Below are 19856 nucleotides of genomic sequence, written 5' to 3'. Positions count from 1 at the left end.
ATTTCATCACATTGAAAGGACTGGTGCCTGTACGCCTGCTGCCAGTAAATCTAATGCCTGTCGCAATGTGTTGTCGTTAATGTCCAGCATCTGATCGCCGACATACCATTCAAACATGCAATAACCTGGCAGTGCGGTATGGACAGCATTATTGAATAACCAGATACCTTGTTCGGCAGCGATGCGGTTGCGCAACTGTATGGCGGGTTCTTTGTCTGCCGGCAAATGCAGATGCAGCATATTACAGTGCGGTGTTGCAGGGTTCGCGATGAATGTCGGATAGTCTTTTAATACTACATAAATTTCTCTGGTGCGCTGAAAATACGCTGGCATCGCCGCAAGACGTTGATCGAATTGCATAGCAGCGGCAACGACATACGGTGTGCGCCGGAAAACGTTACCACCTTGCCTGTGCATCCATACTCTGGCCTTCGCGATGAAATCGGTACGACCGACAAGCATAGCACCGGCAAACCCGCCTATGCCTTTGTAAAATGAAACGTAAACGCTGTCAAAGCCCGCGGCAATGTCATTCAACGGTTTGTTGAAACCGCAGGCAGCTTCCCATAACCTTGCGCCATCCATGTGCAGGTGAATGTCTTGCTGACGACAATAGGTTTTTATCGCATTGAGTTCTTCCCAGCCCGGTAATTGCCCGCCTATTTCACGCATAGGTAATTCGTACTGCGCAGCGGCGATGTGTTCGGGCTGGGCTTGCAGGTCTTGCAGTGTCCACGGACGGTGAGGATTACCGATGTTCAATGCAGTGAAATAATGCATAGCCTGAAAGTTACTGCGTTCGTGCAAAAGCAGGTGTGAGGTCGGGTGCAGCGCAACCAGCGAACTGCCGCGTTCTTCGCAGGCCAGTTTTAATGCAATCACCTGAGCCATGGTGCCGCTGATGCAAAACATCGCGGATTCAATTCCCAGCAGCCCGGCAATTTTTTTCTCAAATGACTGCAGAAAATCGCCTTCACCATACACATCATGCTCAATATTATTTGCTTCGCACCAGCTCGCCATCTGTGAAAAACTCTGTGCCGGGGTCTGGGTTTTATGACCGGGTAGGATGGTATGACAGGTGTTTTTCAGGGCAATAATCTCGGCGTTATTCACAGTCTTCTCCGGTCAGATTCTTTTCTTTGGTAGTGCGGATAAAATCGCAGGCTCCAGTATGCCATCTCTGCCATGCGTTTTTGGATAGTCGGAATGTAAGCTAAAATCGAAGCCTTACTCCATTTTGCAGAATCCTGAATATGAGCACGACGCCTACGCTTGGACACCAATTTTTAACTCCCTATGAAACTGGCAATCAGAATCAAACCACCAGTTGGGAAGAGTGCATACAATTCTATCAGCGACTTGCCGCAGCATTTCCCCGGACCTTACAGTTTTTTGAGATAGGCAGATCCGATGGAGGAAGACCTATTCATACGGGCGTCGTGACCGCGGATGGCGTGTTTGATCGTGAGCAGTTGCAAAGCGAAGGCCGCCCCGTCTTTTTTAATAACAATGGTATTCATCCCGGAGAGCCGGAAGGAATTGACGGCTGTATGGCGCTGGTGCGTGACTTTTGCCTGCAGCCGGAGCGGCTGGCCGCATTAGGACGAACCGTGTTTTTGTTTATCCCGGTCTATAACGTTGATGGCTGCGTCAATCGTCAGAATACATCACGTGTGAATCAGGATGGTCCTGAAATGTTCGGCTTTCGCGGTAACAGCCTGCATCTTGATCTGAACCGCGATTTCATCAAATGTGACAGTCTGAATGCGCAGGTGTTCAACCGCTTTTTCAGTGTCTGGAGCCCGGATGTCATGGTCGATACGCATACGTCTAATGGTGCTGATTACCAGTACACGATGACGCTGATACAGACCCAGGCCGATAAGCTGGGGAGTGCGCTCGGCGGCTTTTTGCGCGAGACGATGTTACCTGCAATTTATACGCAGATGAATGAACGTGGCTGGCCGACTTGCCCGTATGTGAATCCGGTGAAAGATATTCCGGATCACGGCATTGAAGATTTTCTGGAAACACCGCGTTTTTCCACAGGCTACGCCGCGTTGCATCACACGATAGGTTTTATGCCTGAAACGCACATGCTTAAACCATTCGCTGATCGCTATGCATCCATGCGTGCATTGGTTGAGACCGTGCTGGATTTCACCATTGCGAATGCGGCGCAGATACAGACATTAAGATCGCAGGCGAGACAGGCTGCCGCAACCAGTACGCACGCCGCCGTCAGCTGGAAGGTAGATCAAAGCCGTCCATCCAGTTTTCTCTTCAAAGGATATCAGGCAGTGTATCGCCCCAGCGTGATCGGTCATTACACTCGCTTAGCCTATGACCGTAGTCAGCCCTGGGAAAAGCCGATTCCTTACTTCAATCACTTTGTCAGCGATGTGACTGTTACACAGCCCAAAGCCTACCTGATTCCGCAAGCCTGGCGCGCCGTAATCGAGCGCCTGCAATGGAATGGTGTGCAGATGCAGCGCGTCGAAAAAGCGCAGATGCTTGAGGTGCAGGCTTACCAGATTGAATCTGTGCAGTCGCATCCGCACGCGTATGAGGGGCATCTTTTTCACGACCAGCTGACGCTCGTCAGCCGCCAGCAGACAGTGCAGGCGGAGCCTGGTGATTACCTGATTGCTCTTAATCAGCCACAGGCACGTTATGTGATGGAAACGCTGGAGCCACAGGCGCATGACAGCTTTTTCCGTTGGGGTTTCTTCAATAGTGTGTTGGAAAAAAAGGAAGCGTATTCCGATTATGTCTTCGAGGATACCGCAGCAGAAATCCTGCGCGATGAACCGGCAACCCGTGCCTTATTTGAAACATGGAAAAACACTCACCCTGAATTACTGAGTAATCAGGAAGCGGTACTCGATTTTATTTTCACGCATTGCGAGCGCTACAGAGAACCTGAATGGCGTTGTTACCCGGTGTTGCGGATAATCTAATGTCGGTAACTTTTGCTTACATTTAAGATGAAACCGAATAGAATGTTTTCTTGGAAGTAATGTCATCAACTTTTACCTGAGAAACACTATGTCAAAACTGCTGGACTATCTGAATTATCTGGATCAAAACGCTGACGCACGTGAAGCATTTGCAGCCAACCCTGTCGCTGCAATGGATAGTTTTGGTCTGAATGAGGAAGAAAAAAATGCCCTGATTTCAGGCGATAAATCGCGGGTGGCCAATTTAATTGGGATTGATGAGGCAAACCTGCCCACGCTCCAGTCTACTGAGACAACCCACTGATGTGTTTAACGTTGTGCGCGTAATAATGAAGGCATTCAAAAAGTTTTTGTTATTATGCGCAATGCTGCTCATCGCATTTCTGCATCAATACAGTCAGGCTGGTACGGATGAAAAAAACGATGCGCTTTTAAAAAATGTCTCGCGGAGTTTACTCAACTCTCCAGATGAATCGCTCAGGAAGTTAGATGAGCTGGTGTTGCAGCAGGCGACATTCTCTACCGAACAAAAAAATAAATTTCTGCTTTTGCGTGCATCGGCGCTCGGTTTTCTCGGAAAACACCGCGAGCGGGTGGAATTTGTTCAGTCTGTCATCTCAGATATTTCTGACATCGACTATCGCGCCCGATTTTTATATCAGCTATCGGATGGCTACATCAATTTGGGTGAGTATGAAAATGCGCTGAGTTATATGAATCAGAGCATAGTAATGCTACCCGGTCTGAAAAATAAAAATGCCAAGATTGATGTTTTGCAATCAGCAATTACTATTCTGAATTCATTGCGCGCGTACGATGAATCGATGGAATACGCACGCCGCTTGCCGGAACTGGATCGTGATGAACTTCCGGGGCCAGCGACTTGTCTTGGGATTGGCAATCAGCTTGAAATCAATTTTTTAATGGGTCGTAGTCAAAAAGCCAATGAGTTGTTAAACGTTGCTATTACGACTTGTGATGCTCAAGGGCGATTTTTTATTTCGCTTTTGATTAAAACCATCGCCAATATTGATGTGATTGAATCAGGTAATTATGCTCTGGGTATCAAAGCCGGAATACCTTTGCTTGAAGAGTTGAAAAAAAATAGTCAGAGTTCTGGTTACTTGATACAGCTGGAAACGGCACTTGCTAAAGCTTACCTAAAAACGGGAGATACGCAGCAGGCTGAGTCATACGGTGTTCAGGCATATACCAGGGCAAAAAAAGAAAATGTCGTTTTGTTATTGGAAAAAGCCAGTGAAATTATGGCGGATATCAAGCGATCACAGGGGCAGTATTTCTCAGCACTGGAGTATGCCGATACGGCGCTGACTTTAAAAAATAAGCTGCTTGATCAACAGTTGCAGAAAAACCTGGCCTACCAGCGTGTTAAGTTCGAGATTCAGGATAAAGCCAATCAAATGGTTTTACTCGAACAAAAGAACAAAATTCTCGATGTTGAAAAAAAATTAGAGAAGAAGAGCAATCAGAATCTATTGCTGATCATCGTCTTGGTACTGTGTTTTATTTGTGTGCTGGGCGTCTGGTTGTGGAAAGTTATCAGGCAGAAAAATATTTTCCAACGCCATGCGGAACTGGATGGGCTGACGCAGATCAGCAATCGTTCACACTTCATGAGTTCAGCAGAAGCCGGGGTTAAGCATCGTACTGCAGCGGTCAGCCTGATCCTGTTCGATATGGATTTTTTCAAAAATGTGAATGACAGTTTTGGCCACCCAACTGGTGACTGGGTATTGAAAAGTGTGAGTCAGGCTGTTGCCGGTGTATTGCGTAAAGGTGATGTTTTTGGGCGTATTGGTGGCGAGGAGTTTGCTATTTTTTTGCCAGCGGCGGAACAGGAAATCGGTTTGCAACTTGCAGAACGTTGTCGGCATGCTATTACTATGATTGATGTCGAATCCCGTGGTATCCGTTGCCCTTTAAGTGCAAGCTTTGGCCTCGCGACAATGACGATGAACACTAACGACATCACTAATTTTCAGGAACTGATGCAAGCGGCTGATAAAGCGCTGTATCAATCCAAAGCAGATGGCCGTAATCGCGTTTCCGTATTTTCATAGAATTCAATGTTAAATAAAAAAGCAGGGAAATTAGTTTGTGTAGGCACTGGTATGCGTATGGCGGGACAATTGACGCCGTTGGCAAAAAGCTATATCGAGTCATTTGACGTGGTGATCGCTGCCGTTCCTAACATGTTCACCCGCAAATGGCTGCAAGGTGTGGCGAAAGAGTATGTCTGTTTATTAGATCATTACGACGATACGAAAGTTGACGGCAAGACCCGGCGGGATACTTATCGTCGCATGGCTGATACGATCCTGCATGAAGTCCGGCAGGGTAAAAAAGTATGCGCGGCATTTTATGGGCATCCCGGTATTTTCGCCTGCATCTCACACATGGCAATTGCTGATGCGCGGCAGGAGGGTTTTGAAGCGCACATGGAGCCGGGGATTTCCGCGCTGGATAGTCTGGTTGCCGATCTGGGAATCGACCCGGGTACTTTCGGTATGCAGTCGATGGAAGCCACGCAATTCATGATTTATCAGCGCCAGATCGATCCGACCGCTTTGCTGGTTTTGTGGCAGATCGGTATTGCAGGTGATCTGACACTCAAACGTTTTGAGACAGAGCCAGCGCATTTGCAGATCATTGTGAATAAGCTCATGAAAACATATTCACCTGATCATGAGGTGATTTTGTATGAGGCTGCTACCCACCCGCTGGAGCAGACACGGGCGGATAAAATTCGTCTCTGTGAATTGCCGCAGGCGGCGCTGAAGCAGATCACCACACTGGTGATTCCGGCTGCAAATAAGATGCAAATTGATCAGGATGTCGTTGATCAGTTGCGAGCCTTGTCAGACACCATACTTGCCTGAGCTTTACCTGTATAGGTATTTATTGAATTAAAAAAAAGCAGCACAATTTCTTTGTGCTGCTTTTTTTCTAATTTCCAGTTCGTCTCCGCAGGCTGATCGGATATGAGTGGAACGGCGTTGAGTGATATTGAGGCAACGCAGGGCTGGCCTGAGTTGTTTATTTTGTCGACTGCCGCAAAGGATTCAGCAGTTCCCGCAGATCATTATGGTCAATCTCATACATCAGCTCCAATAATCTGCCTATCTCTCCTTTGGGAAAACCTTCACGCGCAAACCAGCCCAGATAATGCCCCGGCAAATCGGCGATGTATCTGCCTTCATATTTACCGTAAGGCATTTTCAGTGTCAGCAATCGCTGCAAATCATCTGCTTGCATGGGTTTTTCAAATGGCAGCTTAGTTATCGGCATTCGACTTACTTATTTCTTTACCCGCCTGATCCGGCGCGGCTGATTGTTCAGCCGGCGGTGCCTTTACAGAAGCGCTTTCTTTTTTTTCTGCATCGGGATCATTCGGCATTTGTACACTATCGAGATAGCGTTCAACCAGATCAAAAAACTGGTTATAAAACTGCCCGGTTGGTATCGTTTCGCTGGCAACTTTGACGAGCGCATCATCAGTACTGCCGAATGGCAATGATACCGAACCTATCGCGCTGACGCCGATACTGGCGGAGGTGTTGCTCTTTTTCAGTGAGTAACGATCGCGTACCGCGTTCGCGAATATGGTGGTGCTGTTGCTGCCCTGGCTGTTAGCGACACAAACGACATTAAACTCGATTTCCGCATGGACTTCGGCATCGTGCTGATATTTGCGGCGACCTTTCAGGATGGAAGGTTTCCAGTCGCTGATAACATATCCCTGGCTCAGCAACGCGCGTCGCGCTGCTTCGCAGGCGGATTGCTCCGTACCGGGAAAACTGCGCGTAAATACGCCGCTGGCACCAAATTCCTCATGTTGTTGGGAGGGCGATTTGGTAGTGGAACAGGCACTGACCAGACTCAAAGAAAGTGCGACTGACAAGTACAAAAATAAACGGCGCATTTTTAATCTAAACTTCATGTGAGCAGAGGCTGGTTTTACTATGATCTATCCTCAAGCGAGCGCCTCTTTTGCTGCTTCTTCCGGACTTAAACCATCAAAAAATAAATCGGTGAACCACTCGATTTGTTCTTCTATGTGATCCTGTGCTTGCGCGATGGTCGCACCGCCGGCGACTAAAAAACCTTCAACTTCTGTGCACCATGCGATCAGCGCTTCGGTTTCCGGATCAAGCTCGTTCTTTTTTGCCATGGTAATTTCCTTAATTCAGACTGCATTTTAACTGCTTGGCAGGATGAACGTTGTTACAAGACTGTTACCAGATCATGTCGTAACGTATCAGTCCGGTTGTTGCAACGTGTCAGCGCGGTTTTTCGATGACGTGCTCAGTTATTTTGTCATTAGAAACTGCCAGCAAACTGGTAGCGTTTTCCCGGGTGCCACATAGTCACAACGGTTGCGATTTTTCCATTTGAGCGGGTCTTTCTGTGCAATACCAGACAGGTGTCCTTGACTGCAATCTTCAACATCACGGCGATCTGCTTTGGCGGCATCATCGCTTCTATCCGGTAATCAACGCCTTGCAGCGGTGCTACTGCGACCAGATACTCATTCGGTGTAATGCTGCTGAAATCCTGTTGCAGATAGTCGGGTGTGACACTGGAGTTGACCCAGCGGTCTTCTACCTGAATCGCGACATTATCTTCAAAGTGAACGATGACTGAGTGAAACAGACGATGCCCCGGTTTGACCATAAATTCCTGCGAAAGTTGCTCACTTGCAGGATGCTCCGCCAGCAGATGTAATTCACTTCTATGCACGTGCCCACGCGAACGGATTTCTTCGGCAATGCTTTTGATTTCCACCAGCGTTGCCTGGTATTTTTGTTGTGCAACGTAGGTGCCTGAACCTTGAATCCTGTGCAGAATCTGTTCGCTGGTCAGCTCGCGCACTGCGCGGTTGACCGTCATGCGCGAGACGTTGAATTGTTCTGCCAGCATCGCTTCAGATGGGATTGCATCGCCTTCTTTCCAGGTACCGGACTGAATCTCTTTCAGTAAATAATTTTTGATCGTCTGGAAAACGGGGGCATTAACTTGTACTTTTGGCACGGGATTCCTGCTGAAATAGTTGCGCTATTGTCTCACTAAAAATCCGCTTGCAAAAGTTGTATATACAACTTAAACTCCAAAAAAAGCTGTTCTGATGGGAACGTCAATATTCAGCGCTACCGGCCATCAAAATGTCCGGCTACATTTTCCTCGTAACACCTGAGATCAGGAGACACCGTATGTCCGATATTCTTCAAAACGATCCACGCTGGGATGCCAGCCGTGTTATTCACGCACCGCATGGTGCCGAGAAGGTTTGTAAAACCTGGGTGGCCGAGGCGGCCTATCGCATGATACAAAATAATCTGGACGCGGCCGTTGCTGAAAATCCTAAGCATCTGGTGGTGTATGGCGGCATCGGTCGCGCGGCGCGTAACTGGGAGTGCTACGATCAGATTCTGGCTTCGCTCAAGGCGCTCGAAGCCAATGAAACCCTGTTGATACAGTCAGGCAAACCGGTCGGTGTATTCCAGACGCATGAAGATGCGCCACGCGTACTGATCGCGAATTCCAATCTGGTACCGAAATGGGCCAACTGGGAACACTTCAATGAACTCGATCGCAAGGGCTTGTTCATGTATGGTCAGATGACGGCAGGTAGCTGGATTTACATCGGTACCCAGGGCATCGTGCAGGGGACTTATGAAACCTTCGCTGAAGCCGGACGCCAGCATTACAACGGCGACTGGGGTGGACGCTGGATACTGACCGCCGGCCTCGGTGGCATGGGCGGCGCGCAGCCATTGGCAGCCAGCTTTGCCGGTGCGGTGTCGCTGAATATCGAATGTCAGCAAAGCAGTATCGACTTCCGTCTGCGTACCCGCTATGTCGACAAACAAGCAAAAGACCTGGACGATGCGCTGGCGCTGATACAACAGCATTGCGAACGTAAGGAAGCGGTTTCCATCGCCTTGCTCGGCAATGCCGCTGAAATCCTGCCTGAGCTGGTCAAGCGCGCTAAAGCGGGCGGCATGAAACCCGATCTGGTGACTGACCAGACCTCGGCCCATGATCTGATCAATGGCTATTTGCCTATAGGCTGGAGCGTGCAGCAGTGGAAGGCTGCCCAGCACGATTCGACACAACATGCGAAGCTGACTGCGGATGCGGCTCAGGCTTGTGCGGTGCATGTACAGGCAATGCTGGACTTCCATGCGATGGGCATTCCTACTGTTGACTATGGCAATAATATCCGTCAGGTCGCATTCGATACCGGCGTAAAAAATGCCTTCGATTTCCCCGGCTTTGTACCGGCTTACATCCGTCCGCTGTTCTGCGATGGCAAAGGCCCATTCCGCTGGGTGGCTTTGTCGGGTGATCCGGAAGATATCCGTAAAACCGATGCCAAAATCAAGGAATTATTCCCACACAATAAAGGCGTGCATAAATGGCTGGACATGGCGGGTGAGCGTATCGCCTTCCAGGGCTTACCTGCGCGTATTTGCTGGTTGGGTCTGGGCGAGCGTCACATCGCCGGGCTGGCATTCAATGAGATGGTTAAAAACGGCGAACTCAAAGCACCGATCGTGATCGGTCGCGACCATCTCGATACCGGTTCGGTCGCCAGCCCGAATCGCGAAACAGAAGGGATGCGGGATGGTACCGATGCCGTCTCTGACTGGCCTTTGTTGAATGCCTTGCTGAATACCGCCGGCGGCGCCAGCTGGGTTTCTTTGCATCATGGCGGCGGCGTTGGTATGGGCTATTCCCAGCATTCCGGTATGGTGATTGTGGCCGATGGGACAGATGCCGCAGCGAAACGTCTGGCGCGCGTGCTGGTCAACGATTGCGGTTCCGGCGTGATGCGTCATGCCGATGCCGGCTACGAGCAGGCCGTCGCCTGCGCCAAGCGTGAAGGCTTGAACTTGCCGATGCTTAAATAAGCAGATCGTCTGAATTGACAAGAAAATGCCCGCGTATTACGGGCGTCCTGGCGAAAAAATGCCTGAAGAGGCGCGCAGGCATTGAGACACCTTATTAGAAAGTAAAAAAATGAGTAAGCATCTTGAGATACATCCTGGCGAATTCACGCTGTCAGATTTGCGCCGCATCTGGATCAGTCCGGCACCGTTAAAACTGGTCGCGTCTGCTTACCCGGCGATACACGCATCGTCAGAAATGATACAAAAGATCGTTGCCAAAGGCGATGCGGCTTACGGTATCAACACCGGCTTCGGCAAACTCGCGAAAACTCGCATCCCGGATGATCAGCTTGAGCTCTTGCAACGCAATCTGATTTTGTCTCACTCGGTGGGCTCAGGCGAATTCATTGCCGATGAGGTCGTGCGTCTGATATTGGCGATGAAAATTGCCAGCCTGGCTCGTGGGGTATCCGGCATCCGCGCGGTTGTGATCGACACCATGATCGCGATGCTCAACGCTGGCATTATGCCGACCATACCAGTGAAAGGTTCGGTCGGTGCCTCCGGCGATCTGGCACCGTTATCGCACATGACACTGGCGCTGCTGGGCGAAGGCGATGTGCGCGTCAACGGCACACTGCTACCGGCAAAGCAGGCGCTGACGAACGCTGGTATCACGCCGGTCGTCCTCGCCGCGAAAGAAGGGCTGGCATTGATCAATGGTACTCAGGTATCAACGGCGCTCGCTTTGCATGGTTTATTCATGGCGGAACGTTTGCTGGAAGCGGCCACGATTACCGGCGCTTTGTCAGTCGATGCAGCCAAAGGTAGTGATGCACCGTTTGATCCTCGCATACATAGCAGCCGAGGTCAGCCTGGTCAGATCGCGACGGCAGAAATTTATCGTAAGCTTCTGGTCGGCAGTGAAATCCGTCAATCCCATCTGGTCAACGATGAGCGCGTACAAGACCCATATTGTCTGCGCTGCCAGCCTCAGGTTATGGGTGCCTGCCTCGATATCATCAATAACGCAGCGCGCACTTTGCTGATCGAAGCCAATGCCGTGACCGATAATCCACTGGTATTTATTGATACCGGCGAAGTGATTTCCGGTGGTAATTTCCATGCCGAGCCAGTCGCATTTGCAGCGGATACGCTGGCACTCGCAATTGCCGAGATCGGTGCGATTTCCGAGCGCCGTATCGCCTTGCTGATTGATGCTTCTTTATCTGGTTTGCCGCCATTTCTGGTGCCATCGTCGGGCCTGAATTCCGGCTTCATGATCGCGCATGTGACAGCGGCAGCTCTCGCTTCAGAAAACAAATCTCACGCGCATCCATCCAGCGTCGATTCGATTCCGACCTCGGCCAATCAGGAAGATCATGTCAGCATGGCGACTTATGGCGCACGTCGTTTGCATGAAATGGCGCAGAATACCGCGACCATTGTCGGGATTGAATTGCTGGCTGCGGCGCAAGGCGTGGATTTTCATGCGCCACTGAAAACCTCGTCTATGCTGGCTCAGGTGCATCAGACCTTGCGGGATAAAGTTGCGTTCTATGACAAAGACCGTTTTTTTGCGCCTGATATTGAGGCGGCGAAAGAACTGGTGATCTCAGGGCGCATCAGTGCGGAATGTCAGCATCTGTATCAGCATTTGTATCTGGCCTGACGGAGCATGCTGATGCTGCATTGGTCTGTGAGTGATTATCAAACGATGCCCTGGAAAAATGGCGGTGGCAGCACGACTGAGCTGGCGATTTTTCCGGCTGGCGCCAATCTGGATAATTTTATCTGGCGCCTGAGTACGGCGCAAGTCGCGGTTGATGGACCGTTTTCCAGTTTCCCCGGCATAGACAGAACGCTTGCCGTGTTGTCTGGCGCAGGTTTGATTTTGCATACGAAGGCAGAGCAGGGAACTACACCATCGGGTGCGGTGCATCTGACGCAAAACAGCCCGCCGTATTGCTTTGCAGGCGAGCTTGCGGTAACGGCTGAATTATCAGAGGGCAGCGTGTCGGATCTGAATATGATGACGCGCCGCGATGTCTGCACCCATACCATGCAAAAGCTATTGGCCGGACAACATCGCATCCATGCGCAAGACGCCCGACAAATGTTGTTGTACTGTGTTGCCGGTGGCGCTCGTCTGACAACGCCAGAAACAGCGGGGGAAGTATTTTGCAGCGGCGATCTTATGCTGTTGAACGAAACCCATCCTGCATCAGGCATAGCACTGGAACTGACTGCCGATGAGGGCACCATCGTATATCTGATCACGCTGAGATTCTTTGATAAAGGACCGGACTGATGTTGCACTTGGATAGTCTGTGGACCAACATCCACCTCGCGACCATGACAGATGGTTATGGCGAGATCAATGATGCCGCGCTTGCGGTCCGTGACGGCAAGATCGTCTGGCTGGGGGAGCGCAATGCCTTGCCAGCGAATTATTTGGTAACGACACAGCACGATGGCGCTGGCTGCTGGGTCACGCCGGGGCTGACCGATTGCCACACACATCTGGTGTATGCCGGTAACCGTAGCAATGAATTTGAAGCACGTCTGAATGGCGTCAGTTATGAAACGATTGCCCGCCAAGGTGGCGGTATTCTTTCCACTGTCACGGCGACCAGAGCCGCGACTGAAGATGAGTTATTGCAAGCCACTCTGCCGCGTCTGCACCATCTGCTCAGTGAAGGTGTGACCACACTGGAAATCAAGTCAGGCTATGGTCTCGATTTGCCTAGCGAAGCGCGGCTGCTGCGTGTTGCGCGGCGCATAGGACGTGAGTTTCCGGTTCGCGTCAAGACAACTTTTCTGGGAGCGCACGCTTTGCCAGCGGAATATGCAGGTCGGCCAGATGATTACATCACACTGGTGTGCGAGCACATGCTGCCAGCATTGGTGGCGGAAGAATTGGTGGATGCAGTTGACGTCTTTTGCGAAAAAATCGGTTTTACGCCGGCTCAGACCGAGCGGGTATTCCTGGCCGCGCAGGCACTTGGTTTGCCGGTGAAGCTGCATGCAGAGCAATTATCCGATCAGGGTGGGGCGGCGTTAACTGCGCGTTATCAAGGCTTGTCGGCGGATCATCTGGAATATCTGTCGGAGGAAGGGATCGCCGCCATGGCTGCCAGTGGCACGGTGGCCGTGTTATTACCCGGTGCTTTTTATTTTTTACGCGAGACGCAAATGCCACCGGTGCAGGCCTTACGTGCTGCCGGTGTGAAGATCGCATTGGCGACCGATTGCAATCCTGGCACATCGCCACTGACCTCACTGTTACTGACAATGAACATGGGGTGCACCCTGTTTCGTTTGACGCCGCTGGAAGCCCTGCAGGGCGTGACTTGCCATGCCGCACAGGCATTAGGGGCGAGCAGCGTCAGCGGCACCTTAGAAGTCGGCAAGATGGCCGATTTTATTTTGTGGAAGATACAGCGACCGGCAGATCTGGCCTATCACATCGGTGCGAATCCGCTCTGGAGCAGGGTTTTCGGCGGGCGACCAGAATAACGACAGTTGATTTTTCCAGCTGAGACGCGTGCTTAGCAACCAAGGCCGGACGCGTTTAAGTCAGCAGCCAGCCTGACCGCATGTCTTACTGATTGTATGACTTGTCCTGGCCGGCGCGGTTTTTTTCCATGAAGCGTATGAGGCGGAAACAAAGCCTTGCCGCTGTTGCACCTGATTGACGCTTGTCAACATTAAGCCCTGCCCGGTTCGGCGCTTGTTCACGGTTTGTTGAATCTTTACGCGCTTCCGTTCGAATGCGTATCGATAGCATCTGAACGAACTCTGGTAATCTTTTGACACATTATTTAACCTGCGCAGCCCGGGTTTTCCCCGCTTTGACGTTTAGCGAGACGTATAATGCTGGAAAAATAATATTCAATTGAAAAATGAGGCGCTTCAGCGATTTTTGCTTCATTTTTATCTACACGCAGAGGCTCACAGTGGCATTACCGGTTACTTCTTTTTCGACCCGTTTTCAACGTTGGAGAACGGGGCGCTGGCTTGCCGGGGGACTGGTGCTAGCCGTGCTGCTGATGTTGCTCAGCTATTTATTTTTGCCGGTGTTTGTAAAACGCATGGCGATAGAGCAGGTGCAACAACAAACTGGCCGCAAACTGGACATCGGCGAGGTTAGCTTTTCTCCATTTTCACTTGCCCTGACGGCGACGAATGTGCGTCTCTATGAAGCCGATCAGAAAACGTCGGCTTTAGCGGTGCAAGAGCTGAGAGTCAATCTGTCAATGACATCCTTGTTTCATCGCGCATTGGTACTCGATGAATTTTATCTGACTGCGCCGGATGTACATCTGGTACGTTACAGTGCGGCTCAGCATAGTCGCTATAACGTCAGCGACGTGCTGGATAAAATTGCAGCAGCCCCCAAAAGTGACGCGCCGCTGCGTTTTTCTGTCGCCAACATACAGATCAGCAAAGGCACTATTGTCTTTGATGACCAGGTCTTCGGTAAGCAATTTAAACTGACAGACTTGCAGGTAGGCTTACCTTTCATTTCCAATTTCCCGAAACAGATAGACAGCTTTGTCGAGCCCCGATTATCTGCCCACATCAACGGTGCGGATTTTTCTTTGCAGGCGCGCGCCAAGCCATTTTCTGAAACGCACGAAAGCACGCTGGCGATCGATTTCGATCAATTAGATCTGGCGCAGCTGATTCCTTATGTGCCAGTCGCCTTGCCGGTGCAGGTAAGCAGCGCCAGACTGAGCAGCAAGCTCAATCTGACTTTCAGCCAGAAAAAGCAGATGGAAATTTTTCTGTCCGGTGATTTGCGTTTGCATGATGTTTTCCTGAAAGATAAACAAAGTCAGCCTTTGCTGAAGCTGGAAGGTTTGCAGGCGCAGATTCGTCAGATGAATCTGATGACGGCGGCGACAGAGTTGCAACAATTGAGCCTGAGCGCACCACAGGTATGGCTGGATTTTGATGCGCAGCATGGCCTGAACTGGGCGAATCTGCAAGCTGCACCCGTTGGTAAATCAGGAGCGGCAACGACTGCTGCAGCCGGAAAAACATCCACAGCCACACCAGTAGCGACGGCGGCAACAGCGACAGCAACCCCGGCACCTTTGCCACTCGTGCAGGTACACGATCTGCAGGTCGCGAATGGACAGATACACTTTTCTGATGCCGTGCATGCCAGACCAGAACAAAAACTGGAATTGCAAAACATCAGCCTGCGTGCGCAGCAGTTATCGACCGCGAAAGACGTCAAGCCAGCGCAACTGAAACTGAGTCTGGAAACAAAAGCCGATGAAAAAATCGGGTTTGACGGGCAATTGCAGATTTTCTCCTCTACACTGAATGGCAAGCTTGCCATCAGCGATGTGGCGCTCGCTAATTATCAGGCTTTTCTGAATCCGTTTTTGAAGGCGAATCTGAGTGGCAAACTGGATGCGGAATCCGGCGTCAGTCTGAAGGCTGGCGAATTTCAGCTTAGTGATTTATCGCTCAGACTGCGTGATCTGCTGCTGAAAGGGAACGCCAGTGACGGTAGCATTGCGCTCAAATCTTTTGCGTTGAACAAAACACTACTTGACTCCACGAACCGTGCGATACAAATGGGAACCGCTGAATTTGATGGTTTGCGGGCGGATATCCGGCGCGATAAGTCGGCGGCGATGCTGATGCAGAGCTGGTTGCCTGAGTCAGCTTCCTCTGCGACCAAAGGCAACGTCGTCAGAACTGCCAACGCTGAACTGCCACCTGCCAAGAGCGCAGCAACTGCACCGTGGAAAATCAGCCTGAATCAATTTGATCTGAAAAATAGTGAAATCGATTTTCTCGATCAGTCGGTCACACCGGAAGTGAAATTAAACCTGAACAGCATCAGCCTGAATCTGGGGCAACTGAGCAGCGATTTCTCTAAAGACGTCAGCTTCCGTCTGCAATCGAAACTGAACCGGCGTTCCAAGTTGAATCTGGATGGCAGTAGTTCTGCCGGTATGAAAAAAGTAAATGTGAATGTGGATACAGAGAGTTTGCCGATTGCGCGACTATCTTCGTATTTTTCACAATTTCTGAATGTGCAGATTGTTAAAGGTGGCGGCACTGCCAAGGGCAAGCTGGTACTGACAAATATCCTGGAAGCCGACCGTCAGTTTGATTACGACGGCATGCTGAGCCTGAATAATTTTCAGATATTTGAAAATGGCACAGAGGAGGATTTTCTGGACTGGAAAGCGATATCGGCCGAAGGCATTCACGCGAACATAGGAAAAACCAAACAACTGATTGATGTTAAAAAACTGAGCCTGAATGATTTTTTTGCGCGTCTGGTGTTGTCTGACAAGGCGCGCTTGAATTTACAGAATATCCTGGTGAGCCAAACCGTGAAGGAGGTACCTGCGAACGCAGTGCCGACGTCGAAAGAGATGACGCCGAAAACCACGGCAGGCCTTGCCGGTAGCACCACCGTGACGCAGAAAGTGCAGGTCACCGGTACGCCATCCTCCGTCGTCATGCGCATAGGACAAACCGTCATCACCGGTGGCAACGTAAACTTTACGGATAATTTCATACAGCCGAATTACCATGCAAACCTGACTGGCATCAGCGGTAGCATAGGCACAATTTCATCCGACAACCCACAAGTGGCAACGGTGGAACTGAATGGCAAAGTGGATGATGACGCACCTTTGCTGATTTCAGGCAGCATGAATCCTTTATCTACACCGGTATTTCTGGATATTAAAGGCAGTGCGAACGGGATCGAACTGACCAAGCTGACGCCGTATGCGGCCAAATATGCGGGTTACGTGATTGAAAAAGGCAAATTGTCGGCTCAGGCAAGTTACAAAATAGAGAACCAGCAATTGACGGCTGAGAACGAGGTGAGGCTGGATCAACTGACGTTTGGTGAGCGGGTGGACAGCCCGAGTGCGACCAAATTACCAGTGATGCTGGCAGTGGCGCTGTTGCGTGACAACCAAGGCCGGATAACGATTAATTTACCGATCTCTGGCTCATTAGCCGACCCGCAGTTTTCTGTTAGCAGCATTATTTTTAAAGTGTTTGTGAACATCATTACCAAGGCGGTGACGTCACCGTTTGCCTTACTGGGATCGATGTTTGGTGGTGAAGAGCTGGCTTATCTTGAATTCAATCCCGGCAGTGCAGTTCTGACGCCGGCGGCAACTGAAAAACTCGACAACCTGGCAAAAGCATTGAAAGAACGCAGCAGCCTGCATCTGGATATTACAGGCCGTGTGGACGTCAAAAGCGATACTGAGGGCATACGTCATGAAATGCTGGAAAATCGTTTGCGTGAAGCTAAATGGCGTGAACTTGGACGGAAAAATCGCGGTATCAAAGCGGAGTCGCTGACATTGACGGCAGACGAACGACATAAATTTCTGCAATCCTTATACGATGCTGCAAAATTCAATAAGCCACGGAATGTGCTGGGGCTGGCTAAAACACTGCCAGACGCAGAGGCGGAACAATTGTTATTGCAAAGTCTGACGGTGGATACCGATGATTTGCGGGACTTGGCGCAAAGACGCGCAGATACTGTGCGCGATTATCTCGAAGATGTAGCGCTGGTGAGTCGCGAACGCATGTTCCTGATTGCCCCCAAACTGAATGCGGACGGCATCAAAGATAAGGGCGCTCCTAACCGCGTCGATTTTTCATTGAAGTAATCTGATATCTGATCTCAGGCACAGATTTTTATAACAACGATGATGCTGCGATTAAAGTCCTGCAGAACCGGATATTGTTCTTTGCTGACGGATTGTTTTGAGCATCATCTTGATTTATGCTGATCTGACGGGCGTAACAATTTTGTTTAAGGAGTGAGAATGACATCTGCAAACCTGGTCAACATTTTGTATGTTGAGGACGACTCCGATATACAGACGGTGGCGCAGATTGCCCTTGAAGTTGTTGGCGGCTTTGTTCTGAAGACCTGCAGCTCAGGCAGTCAGGCACTGTCAGAGGTAAAAGCGGGTTTTGTACCGGATTTGCTGTTGCTTGATGTCATGATGCCCAATATGGACGGACCAACGACATTGGCAGAGTTACGTCAACTGCCCGTAACGGCGACGACGCCGGTGGTTTTTATGACGGCGAAAGTGCAGACCTCTGAATTGGAACTGTATTATTCTTTAGGTGCCATCGGCGTGATCGCGAAACCTTTTGATCCTATGGAATTGTCCGCACAGGTCGCTAAACTCTGGCAGGAAAGAAAATAGATGTCAGAAAAAATGGATAACCTGCAAGAAAAACTGCGTAAGCTGGAAGCGCTTTTTTTGCAGAAATTACCCTCCCGGTTTGACGAGATCACTGGTGCATTAGGGCAGTATTTGCACAACCCGCAGGACAAAGAGTCACTGACGGCTTTGCATCGTCATCTGCATACGATGGCTGGTTCCGCAGGCACTTTTGGCTTTGAAGAGTTGGGTGTGCAGGCGCGGGTGTTTGAGTCGCGTCTGAAGCCATTATTAAGCGGCACAGAGTGGAGTCAGACTGAGCTGGACGATTACTCCCGTGATATTCGCGATTACTTTGCTGCCGCACTCAACAATCTCAACAAGGAACATGCGCCGGGTGATATCGCATCCGCAGACGCGAGCGAAGCGGCTTCGACCGATAATCAGTCGCGGCTGATTTATCTGGTCAATCAGGATTGTCGGCAAAATCAGGAAATTACGACCCAGCTTGAGCATTTTGGTTACGAGACCGTCAGCGTGGAACAGTCGAAAAATCTGGCTCTGGCGGTGGCGCGACGACGCCCGGATGTGATTGTGATCGATATGGGATCTGCCGAAGATGGCACTGGCGGGGTCGAAGAAATAAAGAAAGTAGAACAACTGCAACGCTTGCGAATTCCAACGATTTTTATTTCGAAGTCGAGTAGTTTTGATTCTCGCCTGATGGCGGTGCACGCCAAGGGCGACGGCTATTTTACGAAGCCAGTCGATGTGGTCGAGCTGACTGAAAGAATCGATACCATCTTGCAGCGTGATGAGACGAAAGGCTACCGGATACTGATCGTCGATGATGATGTAGTGACGGCGAATTATTACGGTGCGATTTTGCGCAATGCCGGCATGATCGTGCAATTGCTGAATGAGCCGACCCGGATATTGTCTGTCATGACAGATTTCCGCCCTGAGCTGTTGCTGCTCGATGTCTACATGCCGTTGTGCAGTGGCATTGAATTGTCGCATCTGATTCGTCAGGACAATTCGTATGTGGATGTGCCCATCGTATTTTTATCCAGCGAGGCTGACCCACAGAAACAGCTGGAAGCCGTGCGTGCTGGTGCGGATGATTTCATCACCAAACCGGTGGCGCCGGATTATCTGATCTCATCTCTGGCAACGCGTGCCGAGCGCTATCGTTCTTTGCGTGCGCTGATTATGCGCGATGGTCTGACCGGCTTATATAACCATACTGCGATCAAAGAACATCTTGCCGCCGAGATTTTGCAGGCACATCGCAATGCGACGCCACTGGCATTGGCGATGATTGATCTCGATTATTTCAAGCAGGTGAACGACCAGCATGGGCATGCTGCCGGCGACCATGTATTACGTATGTTGGCGCGTTTGTTGCGCCAGCGTCTGCGCCGTACCGATATCGTCGGGCGTTATGGTGGTGAAGAGTTTGCTGTTATTTTTCCGCATACCGATGCGAGTACCGCACGCCGGGTGCTGGATCAGGTTCGCATTGCATTTGCGAAGATTCTTCAGCATTCAGAAAACAGGGAGTTTTCTTCAACGTTTTCTGCCGGGATTGCCGATCTGGAGTTATCTGGCGATGTCGATACCTTGTTTGATGCGGCCGATGCTGCGATGTATGTTTCCAAACAAAGCGGACGCAATTGCATTACGATCGCCTGAGGTCTGAGGTTTGTTCTATAGCTGCCAGTCTTGCTGAGGAAAACGACTTCTTAAAATAAAAAAGCCTGAACATCGTTCAGGCTTTTTTTATCGGTATC

The 19856-nt window shown here is 50.3% G+C and carries 16 protein-coding genes; 11 read left to right on the top strand and 5 right to left on the bottom strand.

Annotated features, from left to right (window positions below):
* Positions 1 to 6 precede the first annotated feature (6 nt).
* Positions 7 to 1116, bottom strand: a complete 1110-nt coding sequence (locus tag H8K29_RS05070; protein ID WP_186896690.1) for a beta-eliminating lyase-related protein — start codon at positions 1114 to 1116, stop codon at positions 7 to 9.
* 140 nt (positions 1117 to 1256) lie between these two features.
* On the opposite strand from H8K29_RS05070, the gene H8K29_RS05065 reads away from it, so the two are divergent.
* The 4 genes from H8K29_RS05065 to H8K29_RS05050 all read left to right on the top strand — a co-directional run bounded on the left by H8K29_RS05065 (position 1257) and on the right by H8K29_RS05050 (position 5863).
* A complete protein-coding gene (locus tag H8K29_RS05065; RefSeq protein WP_186896689.1) occupies positions 1257 to 2963 on the top strand; it encodes a M14 family zinc carboxypeptidase in 1707 nt (568 codons plus the stop codon).
* A gap of 88 nt (positions 2964 to 3051) precedes the next feature.
* Positions 3052 to 3267, top strand: coding sequence for a hypothetical protein (locus H8K29_RS05060; protein WP_186896688.1), 216 nt, complete (start codon positions 3052 to 3054; stop codon positions 3265 to 3267).
* Between the two features lie 61 nt (positions 3268 to 3328).
* Positions 3329 to 5044 carry a GGDEF domain-containing protein gene (locus H8K29_RS05055; RefSeq protein WP_186896687.1) on the top strand — a complete coding sequence of 572 codons (1716 nt, stop codon included), beginning with the start codon at positions 3329 to 3331 and terminating at the stop codon, positions 5042 to 5044.
* A 6-nt stretch (positions 5045 to 5050) separates the two neighbouring features.
* Complete coding sequence (locus tag H8K29_RS05050) at positions 5051 to 5863, top strand: SAM-dependent methyltransferase (RefSeq protein WP_186896686.1); 813 nt, start codon at positions 5051 to 5053, stop codon at positions 5861 to 5863.
* 157 nt (positions 5864 to 6020) lie between these two features.
* Here the strand turns inward: H8K29_RS05050 and H8K29_RS05045 are convergent, their stop codons facing one another.
* The 4 genes from H8K29_RS05045 to hutC form a co-directional block, all read right to left on the bottom strand.
* Positions 6021 to 6239 (bottom strand): DUF3820 family protein, encoded by a 219-nt coding sequence (locus tag H8K29_RS05045; protein WP_186896685.1) that lies wholly within the window; start codon positions 6237 to 6239, stop codon positions 6021 to 6023.
* 19 nt (positions 6240 to 6258) lie between these two features.
* Positions 6259 to 6906 carry a DUF2242 domain-containing protein gene (locus H8K29_RS05040; RefSeq protein ID WP_186896684.1) on the bottom strand — a complete coding sequence of 216 codons (648 nt, stop codon included), beginning with the start codon at positions 6904 to 6906 and terminating at the stop codon, positions 6259 to 6261.
* Between the two features lie 51 nt (positions 6907 to 6957).
* A complete protein-coding gene (locus tag H8K29_RS05035) occupies positions 6958 to 7155 on the bottom strand; it encodes a hypothetical protein (protein WP_186883234.1) in 198 nt (65 codons plus the stop codon).
* A gap of 149 nt (positions 7156 to 7304) precedes the next feature.
* The gene (gene hutC, locus H8K29_RS05030; protein ID WP_186896683.1) at positions 7305 to 8015 is read right to left on the bottom strand and encodes a histidine utilization repressor; all 711 of its coding nucleotides are present in this window, start codon (positions 8013 to 8015) and stop codon (positions 7305 to 7307) included.
* Positions 8016 to 8194: 179 nt separating this feature from the next.
* Between hutC and hutU the strand changes: the two genes are divergently transcribed.
* From hutU to H8K29_RS04995, 7 genes are all read left to right on the top strand, one after another.
* Positions 8195 to 9898: a urocanate hydratase gene (gene hutU / locus H8K29_RS05025; protein WP_186896682.1), complete on the top strand. Its 1704-nt coding sequence runs from the start codon at positions 8195 to 8197 to the stop codon at positions 9896 to 9898.
* A gap of 109 nt (positions 9899 to 10007) precedes the next feature.
* On the top strand, positions 10008 to 11549 hold the full coding sequence (gene hutH / locus H8K29_RS05020) for a histidine ammonia-lyase (protein WP_186896681.1): 1542 nt from the start codon (positions 10008 to 10010) through the stop codon (positions 11547 to 11549).
* A 12-nt stretch (positions 11550 to 11561) separates the two neighbouring features.
* Positions 11562 to 12188 carry a HutD family protein gene (locus H8K29_RS05015; RefSeq protein WP_186896680.1) on the top strand — a complete coding sequence of 209 codons (627 nt, stop codon included), beginning with the start codon at positions 11562 to 11564 and terminating at the stop codon, positions 12186 to 12188.
* Positions 12188 to 13396, top strand: coding sequence for an imidazolonepropionase (hutI, locus tag H8K29_RS05010; protein WP_186896679.1), 1209 nt, complete (start codon positions 12188 to 12190; stop codon positions 13394 to 13396). The genes H8K29_RS05015 and hutI overlap by 1 nt, the downstream gene beginning before the upstream one ends.
* A gap of 440 nt (positions 13397 to 13836) precedes the next feature.
* Entirely contained in the window at positions 13837 to 17553 is a 3717-nt protein-coding gene (locus H8K29_RS05005; RefSeq protein WP_186896678.1) for a DUF748 domain-containing protein, read from the top strand.
* Between the two features lie 159 nt (positions 17554 to 17712).
* On the top strand, positions 17713 to 18105 hold the full coding sequence (locus tag H8K29_RS05000; RefSeq protein WP_186883241.1) for a response regulator: 393 nt from the start codon (positions 17713 to 17715) through the stop codon (positions 18103 to 18105).
* The gene (locus H8K29_RS04995; RefSeq protein WP_186896677.1) at positions 18106 to 19758 is read left to right on the top strand and encodes a diguanylate cyclase; all 1653 of its coding nucleotides are present in this window, start codon (positions 18106 to 18108) and stop codon (positions 19756 to 19758) included.
* Positions 19759 to 19856: the final 98 nt, after the last annotated feature.

This window comes from Undibacterium sp. CY21W, from assembly GCF_014284265.1.
Taxonomy (GTDB): Bacteria; Pseudomonadota; Gammaproteobacteria; order Burkholderiales; family Burkholderiaceae_D; genus Undibacterium; species Undibacterium aquatile.
Note: the sequence above shows the minus strand (reverse complement) of the source record. Positions and strands in the feature narration are given on the sequence as shown.

What these genes read in the sequence shown, in the direction of transcription:
- hutU (WP_186896682.1), top strand. Translation starts at nt 8,195, where the DNA reads ATGTCCGATATTCTTCAAAACGATCCACGCTGGGATGCCAGCCGTGTT.
- H8K29_RS05040 (WP_186896684.1), bottom strand. Translation starts at nt 6,906, where the DNA reads ATGCGCCGTTTATTTTTGTACTTGTCAGTCGCACTTTCTTTGAGTCTG.
- H8K29_RS05055 (WP_186896687.1), top strand. Translation starts at nt 3,329, where the DNA reads ATGCTGCTCATCGCATTTCTGCATCAATACAGTCAGGCTGGTACGGAT.
- hutI (WP_186896679.1), top strand. Translation starts at nt 12,188, where the DNA reads ATGTTGCACTTGGATAGTCTGTGGACCAACATCCACCTCGCGACCATG.
- H8K29_RS04995 (WP_186896677.1), top strand. Translation starts at nt 18,106, where the DNA reads ATGTCAGAAAAAATGGATAACCTGCAAGAAAAACTGCGTAAGCTGGAA.
- hutH (WP_186896681.1), top strand. Translation starts at nt 10,008, where the DNA reads ATGAGTAAGCATCTTGAGATACATCCTGGCGAATTCACGCTGTCAGAT.
- H8K29_RS05045 (WP_186896685.1), bottom strand. Translation starts at nt 6,239, where the DNA reads ATGCAAGCAGATGATTTGCAGCGATTGCTGACACTGAAAATGCCTTAC.
- H8K29_RS05035 (WP_186883234.1), bottom strand. Translation starts at nt 7,155, where the DNA reads ATGGCAAAAAAGAACGAGCTTGATCCGGAAACCGAAGCGCTGATCGCA.
- H8K29_RS05065 (WP_186896689.1), top strand. Translation starts at nt 1,257, where the DNA reads ATGAGCACGACGCCTACGCTTGGACACCAATTTTTAACTCCCTATGAA.
- H8K29_RS05000 (WP_186883241.1), top strand. Translation starts at nt 17,713, where the DNA reads ATGACATCTGCAAACCTGGTCAACATTTTGTATGTTGAGGACGACTCC.
- H8K29_RS05015 (WP_186896680.1), top strand. Translation starts at nt 11,562, where the DNA reads ATGCTGCATTGGTCTGTGAGTGATTATCAAACGATGCCCTGGAAAAAT.
- H8K29_RS05050 (WP_186896686.1), top strand. Translation starts at nt 5,051, where the DNA reads ATGTTAAATAAAAAAGCAGGGAAATTAGTTTGTGTAGGCACTGGTATG.
- H8K29_RS05060 (WP_186896688.1), top strand. Translation starts at nt 3,052, where the DNA reads ATGTCAAAACTGCTGGACTATCTGAATTATCTGGATCAAAACGCTGAC.